The organism is Bradyrhizobium sp. WSM1417, assembly GCF_000515415.1.
Lineage (GTDB): Bacteria > Pseudomonadota > Alphaproteobacteria > Rhizobiales > Xanthobacteraceae > Bradyrhizobium.
This window is the reverse complement of the sequence record NZ_KI911783.1, coordinates 3150792-3169090: the sequence shown is the minus strand read 5'-3', so window position 1 is coordinate 3169090 and position 18299 is coordinate 3150792. Positions and strand designations below refer to the sequence as shown.

Annotated in this window: 21 protein-coding genes; 15 read left to right on the top strand and 6 right to left on the bottom strand. The window is 65.6% G+C overall.

Going from position 1 to position 18299, the window contains the following annotated elements; translation table 11 throughout:
- Positions 1 to 21: 21 nt before the first annotated feature.
- The 5 genes from BRA1417_RS0115255 (at position 22) to BRA1417_RS0115235 (ending at position 4710) form a co-directional block, all read left to right on the top strand.
- On the top strand, positions 22 to 1449 hold the full coding sequence (locus BRA1417_RS0115255) for an FAD-binding oxidoreductase (RefSeq protein ID WP_027516482.1): 1428 nt from the start codon (positions 22 to 24) through the stop codon (positions 1447 to 1449).
- A complete protein-coding gene (locus BRA1417_RS0115250; protein ID WP_027516481.1) occupies positions 1446 to 1889 on the top strand; it encodes a GNAT family acetyltransferase in 444 nt (147 codons plus the stop codon). The genes BRA1417_RS0115255 and BRA1417_RS0115250 overlap by 4 nt, the downstream gene beginning before the upstream one ends.
- Before the next feature lie 9 nt (positions 1890 to 1898).
- Entirely contained in the window at positions 1899 to 2480 is a 582-nt protein-coding gene (locus tag BRA1417_RS0115245; protein WP_027516480.1) for a GDP-mannose pyrophosphatase, read from the top strand.
- A gap of 70 nt (positions 2481 to 2550) precedes the next feature.
- A complete protein-coding gene (locus tag BRA1417_RS0115240) occupies positions 2551 to 3480 on the top strand; it encodes a glycine reductase (RefSeq protein ID WP_027516479.1) in 930 nt (309 codons plus the stop codon).
- Between the two features lie 36 nt (positions 3481 to 3516).
- The gene (locus BRA1417_RS0115235; RefSeq protein ID WP_027516478.1) at positions 3517 to 4710 is read left to right on the top strand and encodes a CaiB/BaiF CoA-transferase family protein; all 1194 of its coding nucleotides are present in this window, start codon (positions 3517 to 3519) and stop codon (positions 4708 to 4710) included.
- A gap of 12 nt (positions 4711 to 4722) precedes the next feature.
- Here BRA1417_RS0115235 and BRA1417_RS0115230 read toward each other — a convergent pair whose 3' ends face one another.
- Positions 4723 to 5478: an SOS response-associated peptidase gene (locus BRA1417_RS0115230; RefSeq protein ID WP_027516477.1), complete on the bottom strand. Its 756-nt coding sequence runs from the start codon at positions 5476 to 5478 to the stop codon at positions 4723 to 4725.
- A 63-nt stretch (positions 5479 to 5541) separates the two neighbouring features.
- Between BRA1417_RS0115230 and BRA1417_RS0115225 the strand changes: the two genes are divergently transcribed.
- The 4 genes from BRA1417_RS0115225 (at position 5542) to BRA1417_RS0115210 (ending at position 7474) form a co-directional block, all read left to right on the top strand.
- Positions 5542 to 6042, top strand: a complete 501-nt coding sequence (locus BRA1417_RS0115225) for a hypothetical protein (RefSeq protein WP_027516476.1) — start codon at positions 5542 to 5544, stop codon at positions 6040 to 6042.
- An 18-nt stretch (positions 6043 to 6060) separates the two neighbouring features.
- Positions 6061 to 6495 carry an NUDIX hydrolase gene (locus BRA1417_RS0115220; protein WP_027516475.1) on the top strand — a complete coding sequence of 145 codons (435 nt, stop codon included), beginning with the start codon at positions 6061 to 6063 and terminating at the stop codon, positions 6493 to 6495.
- A gap of 49 nt (positions 6496 to 6544) precedes the next feature.
- Complete coding sequence (locus BRA1417_RS0115215; protein ID WP_007607220.1) at positions 6545 to 6922, top strand: TIGR02301 family protein; 378 nt, start codon at positions 6545 to 6547, stop codon at positions 6920 to 6922.
- Positions 6923 to 7207: 285 nt separating this feature from the next.
- On the top strand, positions 7208 to 7474 hold the full coding sequence (locus tag BRA1417_RS0115210) for a hypothetical protein (RefSeq protein ID WP_007594892.1): 267 nt from the start codon (positions 7208 to 7210) through the stop codon (positions 7472 to 7474).
- A 113-nt stretch (positions 7475 to 7587) separates the two neighbouring features.
- Here BRA1417_RS0115210 and BRA1417_RS0115205 read toward each other — a convergent pair whose 3' ends face one another.
- The 5 genes from BRA1417_RS0115205 to BRA1417_RS0115185 form a co-directional block, all read right to left on the bottom strand.
- A complete protein-coding gene (locus BRA1417_RS0115205; protein WP_007594893.1) occupies positions 7588 to 7905 on the bottom strand; it encodes a cupredoxin domain-containing protein in 318 nt (105 codons plus the stop codon).
- A gap of 10 nt (positions 7906 to 7915) precedes the next feature.
- Complete coding sequence (locus BRA1417_RS0115200; protein WP_027516474.1) at positions 7916 to 8449, bottom strand: DUF4142 domain-containing protein; 534 nt, start codon at positions 8447 to 8449, stop codon at positions 7916 to 7918.
- 91 nt (positions 8450 to 8540) lie between these two features.
- Entirely contained in the window at positions 8541 to 9245 is a 705-nt protein-coding gene (locus tag BRA1417_RS0115195; protein ID WP_027516473.1) for an RNA polymerase sigma factor, read from the bottom strand.
- 87 nt (positions 9246 to 9332) lie between these two features.
- On the bottom strand, positions 9333 to 10202 hold the full coding sequence (locus tag BRA1417_RS0115190; RefSeq protein ID WP_027516472.1) for a sulfurtransferase: 870 nt from the start codon (positions 10200 to 10202) through the stop codon (positions 9333 to 9335).
- A 155-nt stretch (positions 10203 to 10357) separates the two neighbouring features.
- On the bottom strand, positions 10358 to 11692 hold the full coding sequence (locus tag BRA1417_RS0115185) for a dihydroorotase (protein ID WP_027516471.1): 1335 nt from the start codon (positions 11690 to 11692) through the stop codon (positions 10358 to 10360).
- 101 nt (positions 11693 to 11793) lie between these two features.
- On the opposite strand from BRA1417_RS0115185, the gene BRA1417_RS0115180 reads away from it, so the two are divergent.
- The 6 genes from BRA1417_RS0115180 to BRA1417_RS0115155 all read left to right on the top strand — a co-directional run bounded on the left by BRA1417_RS0115180 (position 11794) and on the right by BRA1417_RS0115155 (position 18298).
- Complete coding sequence (locus tag BRA1417_RS0115180) at positions 11794 to 12675, top strand: folate-binding protein YgfZ (protein ID WP_027516470.1); 882 nt, start codon at positions 11794 to 11796, stop codon at positions 12673 to 12675.
- The gene (locus BRA1417_RS0115175; RefSeq protein WP_027516469.1) at positions 12672 to 13298 is read left to right on the top strand and encodes a DNA-3-methyladenine glycosylase I; all 627 of its coding nucleotides are present in this window, start codon (positions 12672 to 12674) and stop codon (positions 13296 to 13298) included. Before BRA1417_RS0115180 ends, BRA1417_RS0115175 begins: the two co-directional genes overlap by 4 nt.
- Positions 13295 to 13909 (top strand): YfbR-like 5'-deoxynucleotidase, encoded by a 615-nt coding sequence (locus BRA1417_RS0115170; protein WP_027516468.1) that lies wholly within the window; start codon positions 13295 to 13297, stop codon positions 13907 to 13909. Before BRA1417_RS0115175 ends, BRA1417_RS0115170 begins: the two co-directional genes overlap by 4 nt.
- Before the next feature lie 130 nt (positions 13910 to 14039).
- Entirely contained in the window at positions 14040 to 14546 is a 507-nt protein-coding gene (locus BRA1417_RS0115165; protein WP_027516467.1) for a tyrosine phosphatase family protein, read from the top strand.
- 19 nt (positions 14547 to 14565) lie between these two features.
- Entirely contained in the window at positions 14566 to 15534 is a 969-nt protein-coding gene (locus BRA1417_RS0115160; RefSeq protein WP_027516466.1) for an NAD regulator, read from the top strand.
- A gap of 49 nt (positions 15535 to 15583) precedes the next feature.
- Positions 15584 to 18298, top strand: a complete 2715-nt coding sequence (locus BRA1417_RS0115155) for a DUF2339 domain-containing protein (protein ID WP_027516465.1) — start codon at positions 15584 to 15586, stop codon at positions 18296 to 18298.
- The last annotated feature ends 1 nt before the right edge of the window (position 18299 follow it).

Sequence of the window (18299 nt, the reverse complement as noted above, 5' to 3'; positions counted from 1 at the left end):
AGCGAAGCAAGAGACACGACAATGAACGTCAATCATTCCGCCACCCCTCCGCTTGCGCCCGAGCTGATCGACCAATTCCGGAAGATCGTCGGCGAGAGGCACGCCATTACCGATGCGGCCGACATCGAGGCCTATGTCACCGAGGAGCGCAATCTGTTCCACGGCCGCTCGCCGCTGGTGCTGCGCCCCGGCTCGACCGCCGAAGTCGCCGCGATCTGCAAGCTCGCTTCGGAGCACAAGATCGCGCTGGTGCCACAGGGCGGCAACACCGGGCTGGTCGGCGGCCAGACCCCGCACAATGGCGAGGTGGTAGTGTCGCTGCGGCGGCTCGACAAGATCCGCGAGGTCGATACTGCGTCGAACACCATGACCTGCGAGGCCGGCGTGGTGCTGCAGATCGCGCAGCAGAAGGCCGCCGAAGTGGACCGGCTGTTTCCGCTTTCGCTGGGCGCGGAAGGGAGCTGCACGATCGGCGGCAATCTCTCCACCAATGCCGGCGGCACGGCCGCGCTCGCCTATGGCGTCGCGCGCGAGATGGCGCTGGGGCTGGAAGTGGTGCTGGCCGACGGGCGCGTGCTCAACGTGCTGTCGAAGCTGAAGAAGGACAACACCGGCTACAATCTGCACAACCTCTTCATCGGCGCGGAAGGTACGCTCGGCATCATCACCGCGGCGACGCTGAAGCTGTTTCCGAAGCCGCGCTCGATCGAGACCGCCTTCGTCGGGCTGAAGTCGCCGGACGCCGCGCTGAAACTGCTGGCGATCGCGCAAAGCGAGGCCGCCAATGCGCTGACGAGCTTCGAGCTGCTGTCGCAGATGGCGGTCGATTTCTCGATCCGCCACGGCATCGACGTGCGCGATCCGCTCGCGCAAAAGCATGCCTGGTACGTGCTGATGGAATTGTCGTCGCCAGGCGACGACGCCCGCACGCCGCTGGAGACAATCCTCGGCCGCGCCATGGAGGACGAGATCGTCGACGACGCGGTGATCGCGGCCAATCTGACCCAGCGCGCCGGCTTCTGGAAGCTGCGCGACGAAATGTCGTCGGCGCAGAAGCCGGAGGGCGGCTCGATCAAGCACGACATCTCCGTGCCGGTCGCCACCGTGCCCGCCTTCATCGCCGAGGCCAATGAAGCCGTGGTGAAGCTGATCCCCGGCGCGCGGCCGGTGCCGTTCGGCCATCTCGGCGACGGCAATCTGCACTACAATGTCAGCCAGCCGATCGGCGCCAACACCGCGGACTATCTGGCGCGCTGGCACGAGATGAACGCGGTGGTGTTCGCCATCGTGTTGCGCATGGGCGGCTCGATCTCGGCCGAGCACGGCATCGGCGTGCTCAAGCGCGACGAGCTGCCCGACGTGAAGGACAAGACCGCAATCGAGCTGATGCGACAGCTCAAGGCGATGCTCGATCCGCTTGGAATCATGAACCCGGGAAAAGTGCTGTGAGTGCACTCAGGATCGACGCGATCACCGAGTCCGATGTCGAGTCCGTGGTGGCGCTGTGGCAGCGCTGCGGGCTGACGCGGCCGTGGAACGATCCGCATGCCGACATCGCGCTGGCGCGGCGGCGCGATAATTCCACCATCTTGCTCGGCCGCGACGGCGGCGCCATCGTCGCCACCGTGATGGTCGGCCATGACGGCCATCGCGGTTGGGTCTATTACGTCGCGGTCGATCCGAATAGCCAGAAGCGCGGCTACGGCCGCGTCATCATGGCCGCGGCCGAAAACTGGCTGCGCCAGGCTGGAATTTTGAAGCTCCAGCTGCTGGTCCGGCGCGGGAATGAGCAGGCCAATGCGTTCTACCAGTCGCTGGGTTTCGAGGAATCGACCTCGGTGATGTTCCAGAAATGGCTCGACGGCCGCACCACAACGCCAAGCAATTGAGATCGAAGCATGACGATTTCCGACCGCGTCCGCATCAAGGACGTCCGCGTGCTCTCGGACGGCTGGACTCCCCTGAAGACTACGACGTTCGAGTACCGGCGCGCCAATGGCCAATGGCAGACGCAGCATCGCGAGACCTATGAGCGCGACAACGCCGCCGCCGTGCTGCCGTATAATCTGGCGCGCCGTACGGTGATCCTGGTGAAGCAATTCCGCCTGCCGGCCTTCATCCGCGGTTACGACGATCTCCTGATCGAGGCGGCCGCCGGCGTGCTGGACGACGCCTCGCCCGAAATACGCATCCGCGCCGAAGCGGAGGAAGAAACCGGCTATCGCCTGCACCACGTTCACAAGGTGTTCGAGGCGTTCATGAGCCCCGGCGCCATCACCGAGAAGCTGCATTTCTTCATCGCCGAGTACGAGCCGGAGATGCAGGTCAGCGACGGCGGCGGCCTCGAGCACGAAGGCGAGGACATCGAGGTGCTGGAGCTCGGCATCGACAAAGCGCTGGCGATGATCGCGGACGGCCGCATCATCGACGCCAAGGCGATCATGCTGCTGCAGCACGTGGCGCTGCATGTGTTTCGGTGAACTTGCTTACTCTTGAGCTCACCCCCGACTATCTCTAGTCTGTCGCCAACAAGAACCAGGAGACGCGCCCATGTCCGCTTCGCGCGACGACGAATTCGGCTTTGCGCCCGACTACGACGCTCCCGTCCCCTATATGCAGCGCACGCGGGACTATTACGCCGCGATCGGCTACACCACCGCGTATCGCTGGGCCCATTACACCGAGGCGCCGTTCCAGCCGCTGAAGAAGCCGCTGTCGCAATCACGCGTCACCATCATCACGACGGCCGCGCCATACGACCCCACCAAGGGCGATCAGGGACCGGGTGCGGCATATAATGGCGGCGCAAAATTCTACCAGGTCTATGACGGCGACACGGCGAACCAGCACGACCTTCGCATCTCGCATATCGGCTACGACCGCAAGCACACCACGGCCACCGACAACGGCACCTGGTTTCCGCTGCCGCAACTCTTGAAGGCGAGCGCTGCGGAGCGCATCGGCGAGGTGGCCCCGCGCTTCTTCGGCGCGCCGACCAACCGCAGCCATCGCGTCACGCTCGACACCGACGCGCCGGAGATTCTAGCGCGCTGCGTTGCCGACAAGGTCGATGTCGCCGTGCTGGTGCCGAACTGCCCGGTCTGCCACCAGACCACGGCCCTGGTGGCGCGGCATCTCGAGGCGAACGGCATTCCGACCGTGATCATGGGCTGCGCCAAGGACATCATCGAGCACGCCGCCGTGCCGCGCTTCCTGTTCTCGGATTTCCCGCTCGGCAATTCCGCCGGCAAGCCGCACGACCTCACCTCGCAGGCACAGACGCTCGAGCTGGCCCTCAGGCTGCTGGAGACCGCGAGCGGCCCGCAGACCACGATGCAGTCGCCGCTGCGCTGGAGCGAGGACGCCTCCTGGAAGCTCGACTACAACAACGTCGCGCAGCTCTCGCCTGAAGAGCTGGCGCGCCGCCGCGCGGAATTCGACAAGCAGAAGGAGATCGCGCGCGGCAATCGCGCCGCCTGACGTCCTCCGACAACCACAACAAAAAGGGAGAGCGACGTGACGCGACCGTTCGAGGGCGTGAAGATTCTGGACTTCACGCAAGTGCTGGCCGGCCCCTATGCGAGCTACCAGCTCGCGCTCCTGGGCGCCGACGTCATCAAGGTCGAGCGGCGCGAGGGCGAGGACATGCGCCGCACGCCACTGTCGCGCGAATGGGCCGACCGCGGTCTCGCGCCGGCGTTCCAGGCCATCAACGGCAACAAGCGCAGCCTGACGCTCGATCTGCAAAAGCCCGACGCGATCGCGATCGTGAAGAAGCTCGCCGCGCAGGTCGACGTGGTCATGGAGAATTTCCGCCCCGGCGTGATGGACAAGCTCGGCATCGGCTATGAGGCGCTGTCGGCGATCAATCCGAAGCTGATCTACTGCGCGGTATCAGGCTTCGGCCAGACCGGTCCGGACCGGCTGCGCCCCGGCTATGACGGCAAGATGCAGGCGCTGTCCGGCATCATGGCGATCACGGGTCATCCCGAAACCGGCCCGACGCGTGCGGGCTTTGCAGTGTGCGACGTGCTGTCGGGCGCGACCGCTGCGTTCGGCGTGTCGAGCGCGCTGTACCAGCGCGATCGCACCGGCAAGGGCCAGCTCATTGACGTCTCCATGCTGGAGGCGACGATGGCGTTTCTGTCGGGGCAGATCGCGGACTGGTCGGTCGCCGGCCATCGCCAGCAGCTGTCGGGCAATCAGGCCGTCAGCCGCAGGACCACGGCGAATTTGTTCAGATGCGGCGACGGTCACATCCTGCTCGCTGTCAACAACGAGAAGCAATATCGCGCGCTGATGTCTGCGCTCGGCCGCGAGGATACGCTCGGCGACCCGCGCTTTGCCGACTGGTTCGCGCGCAACGAGAACGAGCCGGCGCTGCGCGCCATCATCGAAGAGGCGCTCGCGGCCAGGCCTGCGCGCGAATGGGAGACCATTCTGGAAGATGCCGGCGCGCCCTGCGCCAGCATCTGGAAAGTCGAGGAAGTGATCGACCATCCGCAGATCAAGGCGCGCGGCGCGATCCAGGAGCTCGATACGCCCTATGGGCGGCTTCGTTTCGCCGGCAGCGGATTCAAGCTCGCGCATGGCGGCGGCAGGCTCGACCGGATGGCGCCGGAGCTCGGTGCGGATACGGACGCGGTGCTGGGCGATCTGGGATTTGACGCGGCCGAGATCGCGGCGTTGAGGGCGAGGGAGATTGTTTAAGGGCGAAGCCGCCTAGAACAACGATCCCTGCCCGTCATCCGCCGACCCGGCCGCCGCTTTCCGCGCCACCTTCTTCCTCGGCGCCTCCGCCTCCATCTCCTCCGCGCTGATCGGAAGGAGCAACTGGTCGTCGTCATTGGCGACGCGGTTGACCCGGGTGGAGACCGGGTGCCAGGCGAATTCGCCGATGCGCGGGGCGGTCATCAGCGGCAACACGGCATCGACGTCATCGCTGCGGCTGTCGAGCCAGCGCTCGAAATCGCGCGGGCTGATGGTGACGGGCACGCGGTCATGCAGCGTGGCGAGATCCTCGCCTGCGGCCGCCGTGACGATCGCGACCGTGTCGAGCTCCTCGCCGTTTGGCCCTACCCAGGTCTCGAACAACGCAGCAAAGCCGAGCGGCGCGCCGTCGGCGCGATGGATGAAGAAGGGCTGCTTGCGGCCATCCTTCGTCTTCCATTCGTAATAGCCGTCAGCCGGAATCAGGCCGCGCCGCCGGCGAATCGCGCGTTTGAAGGCCGGCTTCTCCAGCACCGTCTCGGAACGGGCATTGATCAGGAGCGTAAACCCGCGGGGATCCTTGACCCAGCCCGGCAGCAGTCCCCAGCGCATCAGCCGAAAATGGCGCGCGCCATTCTCGGCCAGCACGACCGGAATCGGTTGTGTCGGGGCCACGTTGAACCGGGGCGGGAAATTCGGCTGCTCAATGTAGCCGAACAGTTGCCGCAAAGCCGCGGGGGCCGAAGTTATGACGAAGCGTCCACACATCCTCGAGGGCCTATATAGGGTCCGTTCAGGTCCTTTTAACCCCGAACGTTAACACTGCGGCAGATGAGCTCAACGGTCTCCCAGCCGGCGCGAATGCATGGACAGACGGCGCCCGAGGCCGCGGCCTGGGCCGAGCGGCTGCGCGTGGCCAACATCAACCCGCGGACCGGGCTTGCCACCGACTATCTCAACCATTTCAATGAAGCCGTGATGCTGCTGGAAATGGTCCCGGACATGCCGGAATGCGCGGAAGATTTTCTGACCTGGTCGCCGCTGTCCTATGCCGAGCATTTCACGGCCTCGAATTTCAAAGCCCGGGATCTGGCGATCGAGGCCTATGAAAAAGCCGACCCGAACGTGCGCGCCCAGTTCGACCACCTCACCGACACCATGACCTCGATCCTGACGGCGGTCGGCTCGGCCATGCGCGAGGTCGAGAAGGACACGACCCGCGTTCGCCTCGCCGAGCAGGCCGCCCACTGGGTCAAGCCGCTGATCGCGGCCTGCGGCGGCATCATCAATGGCGGCGCGGAAGCCGACGTCGACAACATCATGGCGAACTAGGCCCGAGCAGGTGAAGTCATGGCTGCGATCGTTCAGCCCACCCGTCCCCAGATCGCGGTCAGTGCCGCGATTTTTCGTGACGGCAAGGTGCTTCTGACCCGTCGCGCGCGCTCGCCGGCAAAGGGGTTCTATTCGCTGCCAGGCGGCCGGGTCGAGTTCGGCGAATCGCTGCACCAGGCGCTGGCGCGCGAGATCGACGAGGAGACCGGGCTCGATATCGACGTCATCGGCCTCGCGGGCTGGCGCGAAGTGCTCCCGGCCGCGGCCGGCGCCGGCCACTACCTGATCATGTCCTTTGCCGCCCGCTGGGTGGCCCGGGAGCCGGTTCTCAACGACGAGCTCGACGACTACCGCTGGATCGCCCCGGAGGCCTTGGCGGGCCTTGGCGACCTCAAGCTGACCGGCGGGCTGGAAGAGGTCATCCAGTCCGCCCACCGGCTGATCGGCCCCTGACTGCCCCCCGCCTTGCGTCCACCGCCCCGAGGAGGCATACACCCGGCCGATGTCGACGCGATTTCTGGCCATTTTTGCCCTGATTCTCGCCTGTGCCTCGGTGCCCACGAGGGCTCAGGACGGGGCAGCGCCGTTTGACGGCGATTTGCAGCGGCTGGCGGAGATCCTCGGTGGGCTGCACTATCTGCGCGGCATCTGCGGGTCCAACGAGGGCAACAAATGGCGCAGCGAGATGCAGGCGCTGATCGATGCCGAAACCCCCGCGGGCGAACGCCGCACCCGTATGATCGCCGGCTTCAACCGCGGTTATAACGGCTTTCAGCAGACCTACCGGAGCTGCACGCCGGCCGCGACGGTGGCGATCCGCCGCTACATCGAGGAAGGCGCGAAGATCTCGCGCGATCTCACGGCGCGTTACGCGAACTGATCCACCGCCAATCACATCCAGACTTGTAAATTCCTCATCCTGAGGAGCGCGGAACGCGCGTCTCGAAGGATGAAAGGCCCTGCTCTAGCGGGGCCTGCATGGTTCGAGACGTGCGCGAAGAACGCGCTCCTCACTATAAGGTTGGGCATCGGGGAACCCTGTCATCGACTTTGTACACAGCCGTTAACCGTTCCTAAAGATGTGGCCTAGCGGGCGTTAACGCGCATGCTACACCTCTCGCACAGCGCATCGCCGTGGATTGCGCCCCAGCCCTGATCGAGTTTCATGAGCCATCCAGTGTCCTACGCCCCCGCACGCGCGCCGCTGCCCGATCACGAGCAGAAACAGGCCGCACTGAGCTATCTCAACGAGGCCTGGGCCGAAGCGCGCCATGACGGCGTCGATGGCGACTGCCTGGCGCAGGCGAGCCTGTTCGCGGCGCTTGCCGAGCTCGTCGGCACCTATGGCGAGGACGCCGTGGCGAAGTTCGTCGAAGGCTTTCCCGGCCGCATCCGCAACGGCGAATTCTCGGTCGACATTTCCAGACAGTAAGTCTTCCTCCAGGCAGTAAGCCTTCCTCCAGGCAGTAAGCCCTGCCGAAAATGGCCCCCGCCACGCCGGCGGGGCCAGCTTCCGCTGCCGTCGGGAATACGCTCCCCACCCCGTTACGGCTCGATCTTGAGCGTCGCTTTCATGTTGGGATGATAGCGGCAGTAATAATCGACCGTGCCTGCCTTCTTGAGAACTAACGTCCCTGATTTTTTGGCAGGCAGGTTGACGTCGAAATCGCCGTTCCTGGCCGTCGCGGTGTGGGCGAAGACGTCCTTGTTGATCCATTCAATGGTGTCGCCGACCTTGGCCGAAGCGTCTTTCGGCGACACTTCGAGATTCTCCATCGTGATCTCTATGGTCGCAGCGTGCGCCGGGACGGCCAACGCCACGAGCAGGACCGCTGACGCGATCGCAGACAATCGTCCCGGCATCGTCGCCTCCCTATTTCAGCTCCGCCGCGACGTGCTCGGCGTGCTGCTGATGGCCCTGAAAGATTTTCAGGCCGGTCTGCAGCAGGCTCTTCAGTTCGGCATTGCTGGCGGACGGAATGAGCTCGGTTTCCAGCGCGCCATTGACGGTTTTGTGGTAGGCGACCTCGTTCGCGACGTAGGCCTTGTCGAAGGCCGCACCGCTCAGCTTGTCCAGTTCGGCGAGCTTCTCGCTCGCCTGCTTTGACAGCGCCTTGCTGGTGTCGTTGTCTTCAGGCGTGACGTTCAGCTTCTTGACCAGCGCGAGCGCCTGCTTGTTGACGGCCTCGTGGTCGCGCAGCATGTCGTCGGCAAACGCCTTCACGTCCTTGTTCTTGGCTTTCTTCTGCGCCTGCTTGGCTGCGTTGATGTCGATCACGCCCGCGGTATAGGCGATGTGGGCGATCTGCGGATCGGTCAGCTTGTCGGCTGCTCTGGCGCCTTGCAGCAGCGCGGGGCTCGACAACAAAATTGCAGCGGCGATCGCCGTGGTCCAACGAACGAACATGGTTTGACACTCCTGTGGTGCCGGACGTTTTGCCGGCGCGTTGCTTCACAGGCGTTGGATGGGATTCTCGCGCGAACGTTCCCGAAAAACTTCAGCCGCCGATGCCGAGCCGCTTCAGCACTGACACGGTCAGCCGCTCGCAGCGCCACCCGGCGAACGGGAACGCATCCATCACTAGGGGACCGATCTCCTTCTCGACGTTCTCGCGCAGCATGGTCCGCGCACGGTGCAGCCGCGTCTTCACGGTCTCGGGCTTGACGCCGAGCAGCTCCGCGGTCTCCTCGATGTTCATGCCTTCCATGACGCGTGCGACGAAGACCATGCGGAAGACGTCCGGCAATTCATCGATGGCGCGCTCGACGACGCGCTGGATTTCACGTTGGGCCATGGTCCTTTCCGGATCGCCTGCGGAGGAAGCGGGAAATTTGATGATCTGTGCCTCGAGCGTCGCTTCGGGCACCGAGCCGAGTTCGATATGCGGCCTGGCGCTTCGCGCCCGGCCAAGCGCCTCGTTGATGGCGATGCGGGACAGCCACGTCGACAGACCGGACTCGCCGCGAAAACCGTCGAGATGGGTGAAGGCGCGGATATAGGTTTCCTGAACGACATCCTCGGCTTCGCTGTCGCTGCGCAGGATTCCGCGCGCCAGACGATAGAGCCTGCGGTTATTGGCCTGCATGATCTCGCGTAGCGCGGCCTCATCACGGCCCCGCGCCCGCTCGACCAGTTCGGCTTCCAAGATCCGGATTTCCGATGTTTTGGCGCCGGCGGATAGGCCGGCTGCGGTCCGTGGCATGGCGGTCACCTGCTCGTTTGGCTTCGTCCGGACATTGGATGCCGCCCCAAGGGAAAGGTTCCCAACTTTTTCGCCTCCCCCGGAGGCCTAATCCGTCTCGATCGGCAGCGCCGGATCCCTCGCCCACTCGCCCATCGAGGCGTCGTAGAGCGTCAGCTTGTCGTAGCCGAGTTGCGTCAGCAGCAGCAGGTCGATCGTCGCCGAGATGCCGCCGCCACAATATAGGATCACATTCTTGTCGCGGGTGACGCCTGCCGCGGCGAATTTGGCTTCGGCATCGGCGAGCGTCGTCAGCGTCTTGTCGGCATTGGTGAGGGTTGCCGCGGGAACATTGACGCTGCCGGGAACGCGGCCGGGCCGGCCGTAGCGGCTCGGCTCGAGGCCGCGATGAAATTGCGGGCCGAGCGCGTTGACGATAACGGTCGCGGGATCGCCGAGCCGCGCCTTCACTGCATTCTTGTCGACGAAGAAGCCCGCACGCGGCGCCGCCTTGAAGGTCGTGGCGGGATAACCCTTCGGTCCTCCTGATACGACCGGCCGTCCCTCTTGCTTCCATTTGTCGAGGCCACCGTCGAGCACCCGCGCGTCGACGCCGAGCGAGCGCAGCATCCACCAGAACCGCGTCGACCACATCATGGTGCCGATGCTGTAGAGGACGACGGACTTCGATGCATCGAGGCCGTGGCGGCCGAAGGCGGCCTCCAGCTGGGCCACATCAGGCATCATGAAGAATTGCTGCGCGGAGGCGTCGGAAAATTCGCCTTGCAGGTCGAGAAAATCGGCGCCCGGGATGTGGCCCGCCTCGAACGTCTTGTCGCCGGGCACCGCGCGATAGGGCACGTCGCTGCCTGGCGGCACCGGCTCGTTGTAGGTCGTGCAGTCGTAGAGGCGCAGGTTGGGATCGCCGAGAATGGCGGCGAGTTGCTCGGTCGATATCAGGGCTGTTGGCTGAAGCATCGGACCGCTCTCCCGTTCGCGAGGAAGTGTAGACCTCTCAACGCGTCATTGCGAGCGCAGCGAAGCAATCCAGGCTGCCACCGCGGAAGGTTCTGGATTGCTTCGCTGCGCTCGCAATGACGGCTGGGGAAGCACCGTACGTCCCCGCACATCGCCTACGCCTTCAATGTCTCCAGAAACCGCACCGGCTCACCTTGCGAGGCCGTCACGAGTTCGCCCTGCCACATCACGCGGCGGCCGCGGATGAAGGTGCCGACGGGCCAGCCGGTGACGCGGACGCCGTCATAGGGGGTCCAGCCGGCCTTGGACGCGACCCATTTGTTGGTGATGGTCTCGCTGCGCTTGAGATCGACGACAGTGAAGTCGGCGTCATAACCAGCCGCGATGCGGCCCTTGCAGGCCATGTTGTAGAGGCGCGCGGGGCCGGCGCTGGTGAGATCGACGAAACGTGCCAGCGACAGGCGGCCGGCATTGACGTGGTCGAGCATGAGCGGCACCAGCGTCTGCACGCCGGTCATGCCGGAGGGCGAGGCCGGATAGGTCTTCTGTTTCTCTTCAAGCGTATGCGGGGCGTGGTCAGAGCCGAGCACGTCGATGATGCCCTGCTCGATGCCGCGCCAGATTCCGGCGCGATGATCGGCGCCGCGCACTGGCGGATTCATCTGCGCCAGCGTGCCGAGCCGCTCGTAGCATTCGGGCGCGACTAGCGTGAGATGATGCGGCGTCGCCTCGCAGGAGGCGACATCCTTGTGGTCGCGCAAAAATTCGATCTCTTCCTTGGTCGAGATGTGCAGCACATGGATGCGCTTGCCCGTCTCGTGCGCGAGCTTCACCAGCCGCTGCGTCGCCATCAGCGCCGCGGTCTCGTCGCGCCACACCGGGTGCGAGCGCGTGTCGCCCTCGATGCGCAGCGGCTTGCGTTCATTAAGATGGTATTCGTCCTCGGCGTGGAACGCGGCGCGGCGGCGGATCACCTGGAAGATGCGGCGCAGGCTCTCGTCGTCTTCCACCAGGAGCGCGCCGGTCGAGGAGCCGATGAACACTTTGACGCCGGCGCAACCGGGCGCACGCTCCAGCACCGGCAGATCCTGCACATTCTCGCGGGTGCCGCCGATGAAGAAGGCGAAGTCGCAATGCATGCGGTGATGGGCGCGCTTCACCTTGTCGGTGAAGGTGGCCTCGGTCACGGTCAATGGCGAGGTGTTCGGCATCTCGAACACGGCGGTGACGCCGCCCATCACGGCGCTGCGCGAGCCGGTCTCGAGGTCTTCCTTCTGCTCCAGCCCGGGCTCGCGGAAATGCACCTGCGTGTCCATCACGCCGGGCAGGATGTGCAGGCCCTTGCAGTCGATCACCTCCGCGGCGGAAGCCTGCGACAGCGCGCCGATCTCGGCAATGCGGCCGTTGACGACGCCGATATCGCGGGCTCCTTCGCCGTCCTGGTTGACGACAGTGCCGCCCTTGAGGATCACGTCGAAACGCTGGGTCATGGCTGAAGGCCTCTCTCGTCCCCAAGCGCAGGGCTTGAGGTCTTGTCGTTTTTGCCTTGCGGGCTTACGTTCCGGAGCAACATGTCGCAAGAGATTTTCGTATGAAATCAGCGTTTCTTCCGGACCGGGGCGTGATCAAGGTCGCGGGCGAGGATGCGCGCAACTTCCTCAATGGCCTCGTCACGACCGACGTCGAGAAGCTCAAGCCGGGCCTGGGCCGATTCGGCGCGCTGCTAACGCCGCAGGGCAAGATCATCGTGGATTTCCTGATCACGGAAGCACCTGCCGGCCATGGCGGCGGGTTCCTGATCGATTGCCCGAAGCCGCTTGCCGAGGGCCTCGCCGCCAAGCTGAAATTCTACAAGCTGCGCGCCAAGGTCACGGTGGAAAACCTGTCCGAGGATCTCGGCGTGCTCGCGGCCTGGGACGGCAAGCCTGCGGCCCAGCCCGACCTCGCCTTCGCCGATCCGCGCAATGAGGACCTCGGCACCCGCATCCTGATCCCCGAAGATCTCAAACAGAAGCTGTCCGATCTGATCGGCGCCGAGATGGTCGACGCCGCCGCCTACGAGGCCCACCGCATCGCGCTCGGCGTGCCGCGCGGCGGGCTCGATTTCACGTACAGCGATGCGTTCCCGCACGAGACCAACATGGACCGCCTTTCCGGCGTCGATTTCGACAAGGGCTGCTATGTCGGCCAGGAGGTCGTCTCGCGCATGCAGCATCGCGGCACCGCGCGCACCCGCAGCGTCAAGGTGCTGCTCGAGGACTCCTCGCCGGAGCCCGGCGTCAGCCTCATGGCCGGCGACAAGCCCGTCGGCACGATGGGCTCGTCGGCGAAAGGAAAGGGCATCGCGTTGGTGCGCATCGACCGCGTTGCCGACGCGCTCGATGCCGGCCAACCGCTCACCGCCGGCGGCCTGGCATTGACACTTGCGGAACCAGACGTCGTGCGCATTCCAACGAAGCAACCCATCGCATGAGCCGTGCTCCCCGCCTGCATCCCGACGGAAAGACCCGTTGCCCCTGGCCCGGCGAAGATCCGCTTTACGTCGCCTATCACGACACTGAATGGGGCGTGCCGGAATATGACGACCGCGCGCTCTATGAGAAGCTGATCCTCGACGGTTTCCAGGCCGGCCTGTCCTGGATCACGATCCTGCGCAAGCGCGACAATTTTCGGAAAGCCTTCGACGATTTCCAGCCGGAAAAGATCGCGCGCTACAACGAGAAGAAAGTTCAGGCGCTGATGAACGATGCCGGCATCGTGCGCAACAAGGCCAAGATCGACGGCGCGATATCAAGCGCGAAATCCTATCTCGACATCATGGAGAAGGGCCCCGGCTTCTCAAAATTCCTGTGGGACTTCATGGACGGAAGGCCCAAGGTCAATCATTTCAAGACCACCGCGAGCGTACCGGCCTCGACGCCGCTCTCCATGCAGATCTCCAAGGAGCTGTCCTCGCGCGGCTTCAAGTTCGTCGGCCCGACCATCGTCTATGCCTTCATGGAAGCGACCGGCATGGTCAACGATCATCTCGTCGACTGCCATTGTCACGCGAGCTGCGGCAAGACGCAGCGCAAGCCGCGCCTCAAGGCCAAATGAGCGCAAAGAAGACCGAACGCGGCGTGGCATCCCGCGCCTGGCAACGCATGCTGTCGGGCCGGCGACTGGACCTGCTCGATCCCTCCCCGCTTGATATCGAGATCGCCGACATCGCGCACGGACTGGCGCGGGTGGCACGCTGGAACGGCCAGACCACCGGCGCGCACATCTTTTCGGTCGCACAGCACACGCTTCTGGTTGAGACCGTGCTGCGGCACGAATGGCCGCGGGTCGATCGCCGCGTGCGGCTCGCCGCGCTGCTGCACGATGCGCCCGAATATGTGATCGGCGATATGATATCGCCGTTCAAGGCGGTTCTGGACGGCCATTACAAGGCGGTCGAGAAACGCCTGCTCGGCGCCATCCACATCCGCTTTGGCTTGCCGCCGGCGCTGCCGGAGGAGATCACCTTTGAGCTCAAGGCTGCCGATCGCGGCGCGGCCTATCTGGAGGCAACGACGCTTGCCGGCTTCAGCGAGAGCGAGGCCAAGCGCCTGTTCGGCAAGGATCCCGGCCTCTCCGACAGCGTCCGGCGCGACTATCTCACCCCCTGGACGGCTGCCCGGGCCGAGAAGCAGTTTCTGGAGCGGTTTGGCGCCGTGTTTGCGTAGGTCCTGCAGGGCGGGCAAAGGGGCCCTTGCGCCGCCCCATTGATTTTGCGCAATGAGACGAAAGTGGTGGGTCCGCTTCGCTTTGCCCACCCCGCCAACGCTCGCTATAATCTGCGGAAAAAGGTCCGCCATGATCCACGTCTGTTCTCTCGCCGCCCTTCCCGAGACCGTCCGCCTCACCAAGGCCAGCCACGTGCTGACCGTGATGGCCAATGTCGAGCAGGTGGCCCGGCCGGTATCGGTGCTGCCGGCCAACCATCTCAAGGTGTCGATGGACGACATCACCGAGGAGATGGACGGCTTCGTCGCGCCATCGGAAGCGCATATCGAGCAGGTGCTGAACTTCGTACGCGGCTGGGACCGCGACGCGCCGCTGGTGGTGCATTGCTATGCCGGCATCAGCCGCTCCACCGCGAGCGCCTTTGCCGCCGTGTGCGCGCTCAATCCGGATCGCGACGAAACCGAGATCGCGAAGAAAATCCGGGCGGCTTCCCCGATCGCCTCGCCGAACCGCCGCATCGTCGGCCTTGCCGACCGTGCGCTGGGGCGCAACGGCCGCATGCTGCGCGCGCTCGACGAGATGGGCCCAGGCGCAATGATGGTCGAGGGCCGCCCCTTCGTGATCGAGCTCGAATGACACCTGCGATCGCCGTCGCATGAGCGAAAAGCTGCTGACGCCGATCGAGATCGGCCTGACTGCCGCGATCGTTGCGATCGAGAATCATGAGCCGCTGATCCTCGCCGCGCGCGACAGTGACGGACTGGCCGGCCTGCCGTTCGGCCCGTTCGATGCGCCGAGCCATCGCACCTTCGAGATCGGCCTGCGGGCCTGGGTCGAGGAACAGACGGGGCTGCGGCTCGGCTATGTCGAACAGCTCTACACATTTGGCGATCGCGGCCGGCATGCCGAGGCCGGCGATACCGGCGCGCACATGGTGTCGATCGGCTATCTCGCACTGACGCGCGCCATCGGCGGCGAACTCGCAGCCACGAGTGCGAGCTTCGCGCCATGGTATCGCTTCCTGCCCTGGGAGGACCGGCGCGAGGGGCCGCCCCCGATCATCGCGGACGACATCATCCCGGCATTGACCGAGTGGGCCGAAGAGGAGACGCCGGAGACGACGCGCGCATTGCCGCGCAAGGATCGCGTGCGGTTCTATTTCGGGCTCGACGGCGCGTCCTGGGATGAGGAGCGCGTGCTCGACCGCTACGAGCTCCTGTACGAGGCTGGGCTGGTCGAGGAAGCGCGGCGCGACGGCCGTCCTGCGGCATTAGCGCGCAAGGCACTGCCCGCGCTCGGCACATCCATGCGCTTCGACCACCGCCGGATTCTTGCGACAGCGGTCGCGCGGCTGCGTGCAAAATTGAAGTATCGTCCTGTGGTCTTTGAACTTTTGCCCGCCGAGTTCACACTTACCGACTTGCAGTATACGGTGGAGGCGATCTCCGGCCGACACCTGCACAAACAAAATTTCCGCCGCCTGGTCGAAATGGAAGCCCTGGTCGAACCGACCGGGGTGATGTCGACACAGACGGGCGGACGTCCGGCGGCGCTCTACCGCTTCCGCCGCGACGTGCTCCAGGAGCGGCCCGCGCCGGGCTTGCGCGTACGCTCCCGGCGCTAACCCGATATATGTGTGATCGGCCCCTGCCCGCCGATTGCCTGGAGGCTTTATGTCTGACGGCCCGTTTGACGTCTTCGCGCTGATCATTGCGGTCATCGCTTTCATCATCGCGATCAAGGCCTCCAGCCAGGCGGCCGAGCTGCGACGACGGCTAAGCTCGCTCGAAGAGATGTTCCACGCGCAACGGCCCGTACAGCCGCCGCGGATCCCGGCAGATGTGTGGGCTGAAGCGTCCGCGACGCCTTCCGCTGCGCCGCCGCCGCTTGTGCCCCAAGCCGAAGCGGAAGCCGGGACGCCGCCCCCGCTCGTCACCGAGGATGTTTCACCGCCACCGCTCGCAGCGAACACCGAGGCCGACGCGCCGCCGCCGCGGGCCGCTCCCGCGCTCGCGCCCGGCTTCGAGGAACGGCTCGGCACCCGCTGGGTGGTGTGGATCGGCGGCCTTGCGCTCGCGCTCGGCGGCTTCTTCATGGTGCGCTATTCGATCGAGGCCGGCCTCGTCGGCCCCGGCGTGCGCGTGTTCCTTGGCGGCGTATTCGCGCTGGCGCTGCTGGGCGCCGGCGAGTGGTCGCGGCGCAAGGAGAGCATCTCCAACATCGCCGCGCTGCCGATCGCCAACATTCCCGCGATCCTCACCGCGGCCGGCACGGCGGTGGCATTTGCGACCATCTACGCGGCTTACGCACTCTACGGCTTCCTGGTCCCCGCGACCGCCTTCGTGCTGCTCGGCCTCGTCGCGCTCGGCACGCTGGCCGCGGCGCTTCTGCACGGGCCCGCACTTGCGGGCCTCGGCGTGGTCGGCGCGTTCGTGACGCCGATCCTCGTCTCCAGCGGCAAGCCGGACTATTGGGCGCTCTACATCTATCTCGCGATCGTCACCGCCGCGAGCTTCGGCCTCGCCCGTATCCGGCTGTGGCGCTGGCTTGCAGTCACCACGATCGCCTTCGCCGTGCTCTGGATCTTCCCGGGTCTCGATACCAGCGACTTGCAGGTCGCGCCGCACGCTTTCCATGTGATCGCAGGCTTCGTTCTTGCCGCTCTTCTCGTGGTCTGCGGCTTCATGTTCGGCCCGACGATTGAGGACGGCGAGATCGAGCCGGTCTCGTCGGGCTCGCTCGGTGCCTATCTGTTCGGCGCGATGCTGATCGTGCTGTCGAGCGCGCATGCGGACCTGGCGCTGCTCGCCTTCACGCTGCTGGTCGGCGCGACGCTGCTCGTCGCCTGGCGCGCGCCGGCGGCCACGGGCGCGCTCGGCGCAGCCGCTGCGACCGTCTTCGTCGTGTTCGCCGAATGGGCCGTGCGCGCCAATCCGGACATGCTGGTGCTGCCGGGCGGCCCCATCGCCGGCATCGCACCGACGGCGATCGACAGCGCGGTGACGCTGCATCTGGTGATGGCGGCGATCTTCGCCGCCGGCTTCGGCATCGCGGGTTTCCTCGCGCAGGGCCGTTCGAACTCGGCGATCATTCCGGTGGTGTGGTCGGTCGCCGGTGTCGCGACGCCGATCGCGATCCTGGTCGCGCTCTACGCACGCGTCGCGCATCTCGACCGCTCGATTCCGTTCGCCATCCTCGCGGTGTTGCTCGCCGCCGCCTTTGGCGCTGCCACCGAAGCCCTTGCGCGCCGCGAGACCCGGCCGGGCGCCATGATCTCCACGGCCTTGTTCGCGACCGGCACGCTCGGTGCGTTGGCGCTGGCGCTGACGTTTGCGCTGGAGAAGGGCTGGCTCACGATCGCACTGGCGCTGATGTCGCTCGGCACCGCCTGGATCTCGATGCAGCGGCCGATCCCGTTCCTGCGCTGGCTGGCCGCGATCTTCGCAGGCCTCGTCACCGCTCGGATCGGCTATGATCCACGCATCGTCGGCGACGCCGTCGGAACCACGCCAATCTTCAACTGGCTGTTGTGGGGCTACGGCCTGCCGGCGGCATCGTTCTGGGCGGCGAGCCTGTTCCTGCGCCGCCGCGCCGACGACGCCCCGCTGCGCATGGTCGAGAGCGCCGCGATCCTGTTCACCGCGCTGCTCGCCTTCATGGAGATCCGGCATTTTGCGACCGGCGGCAAGATGACGGACGCTCCGTCGCTGCTCGAATGCGCGCTGCAGGTCTGCGTCATGCTCGCCCTGGCGATCGGGCTGGAGCGCCTGCGGCAGCGCAGCCGCAGCGTCGTGCACAATGTCGGCGCGGTCGTGCTCACGGCGATCGCCGGGCTCGTGGGCGTGTTCGGCCTCTTGATCCTGGAGAACCCGCTGCTGTGGCGCACCGACGTTGGCGGCGCCGTGTTCAACCTGCTGCTGCTCGGCTACGCGCTGCCAGCGGTGTTGATGCTGCTGCTGTCCTATGCCGTGGTTGGCGAACGCGGCAAGGCCTACGCCAACACGATTGCGGGCGGCGCACTGCTGTTCGCGCTTGCCTATGTCACGCTGGAGATCCGCCGCTTCTATCACGGCCCGATCCTCTCCAGCGGGGCGACGATGGGTGCCGAGCAATACACCTATTCGATCGGCTGGCTCGGCTTCGGCGTGGTGCTGCTCGGCGTCGGCATTCTCGTCAATTCCGAGCGGGCGCGGCTGGCGTCGGCCGTCGTGATCGCGTTGACGATCCTGAAGGCTTTCGTCATCGACATGTCGACACTGACGGGCGTCTACCGCGCGCTGTCCTTCATGTGCCTCGGCATCGTGCTGGTCGCGATCGGCTGGCTCTACCAGCGTATCCTGTTCCGGCGGCAGGTCGCACCGCCGCCGGCTCCGCAGACGAGCATTTGAG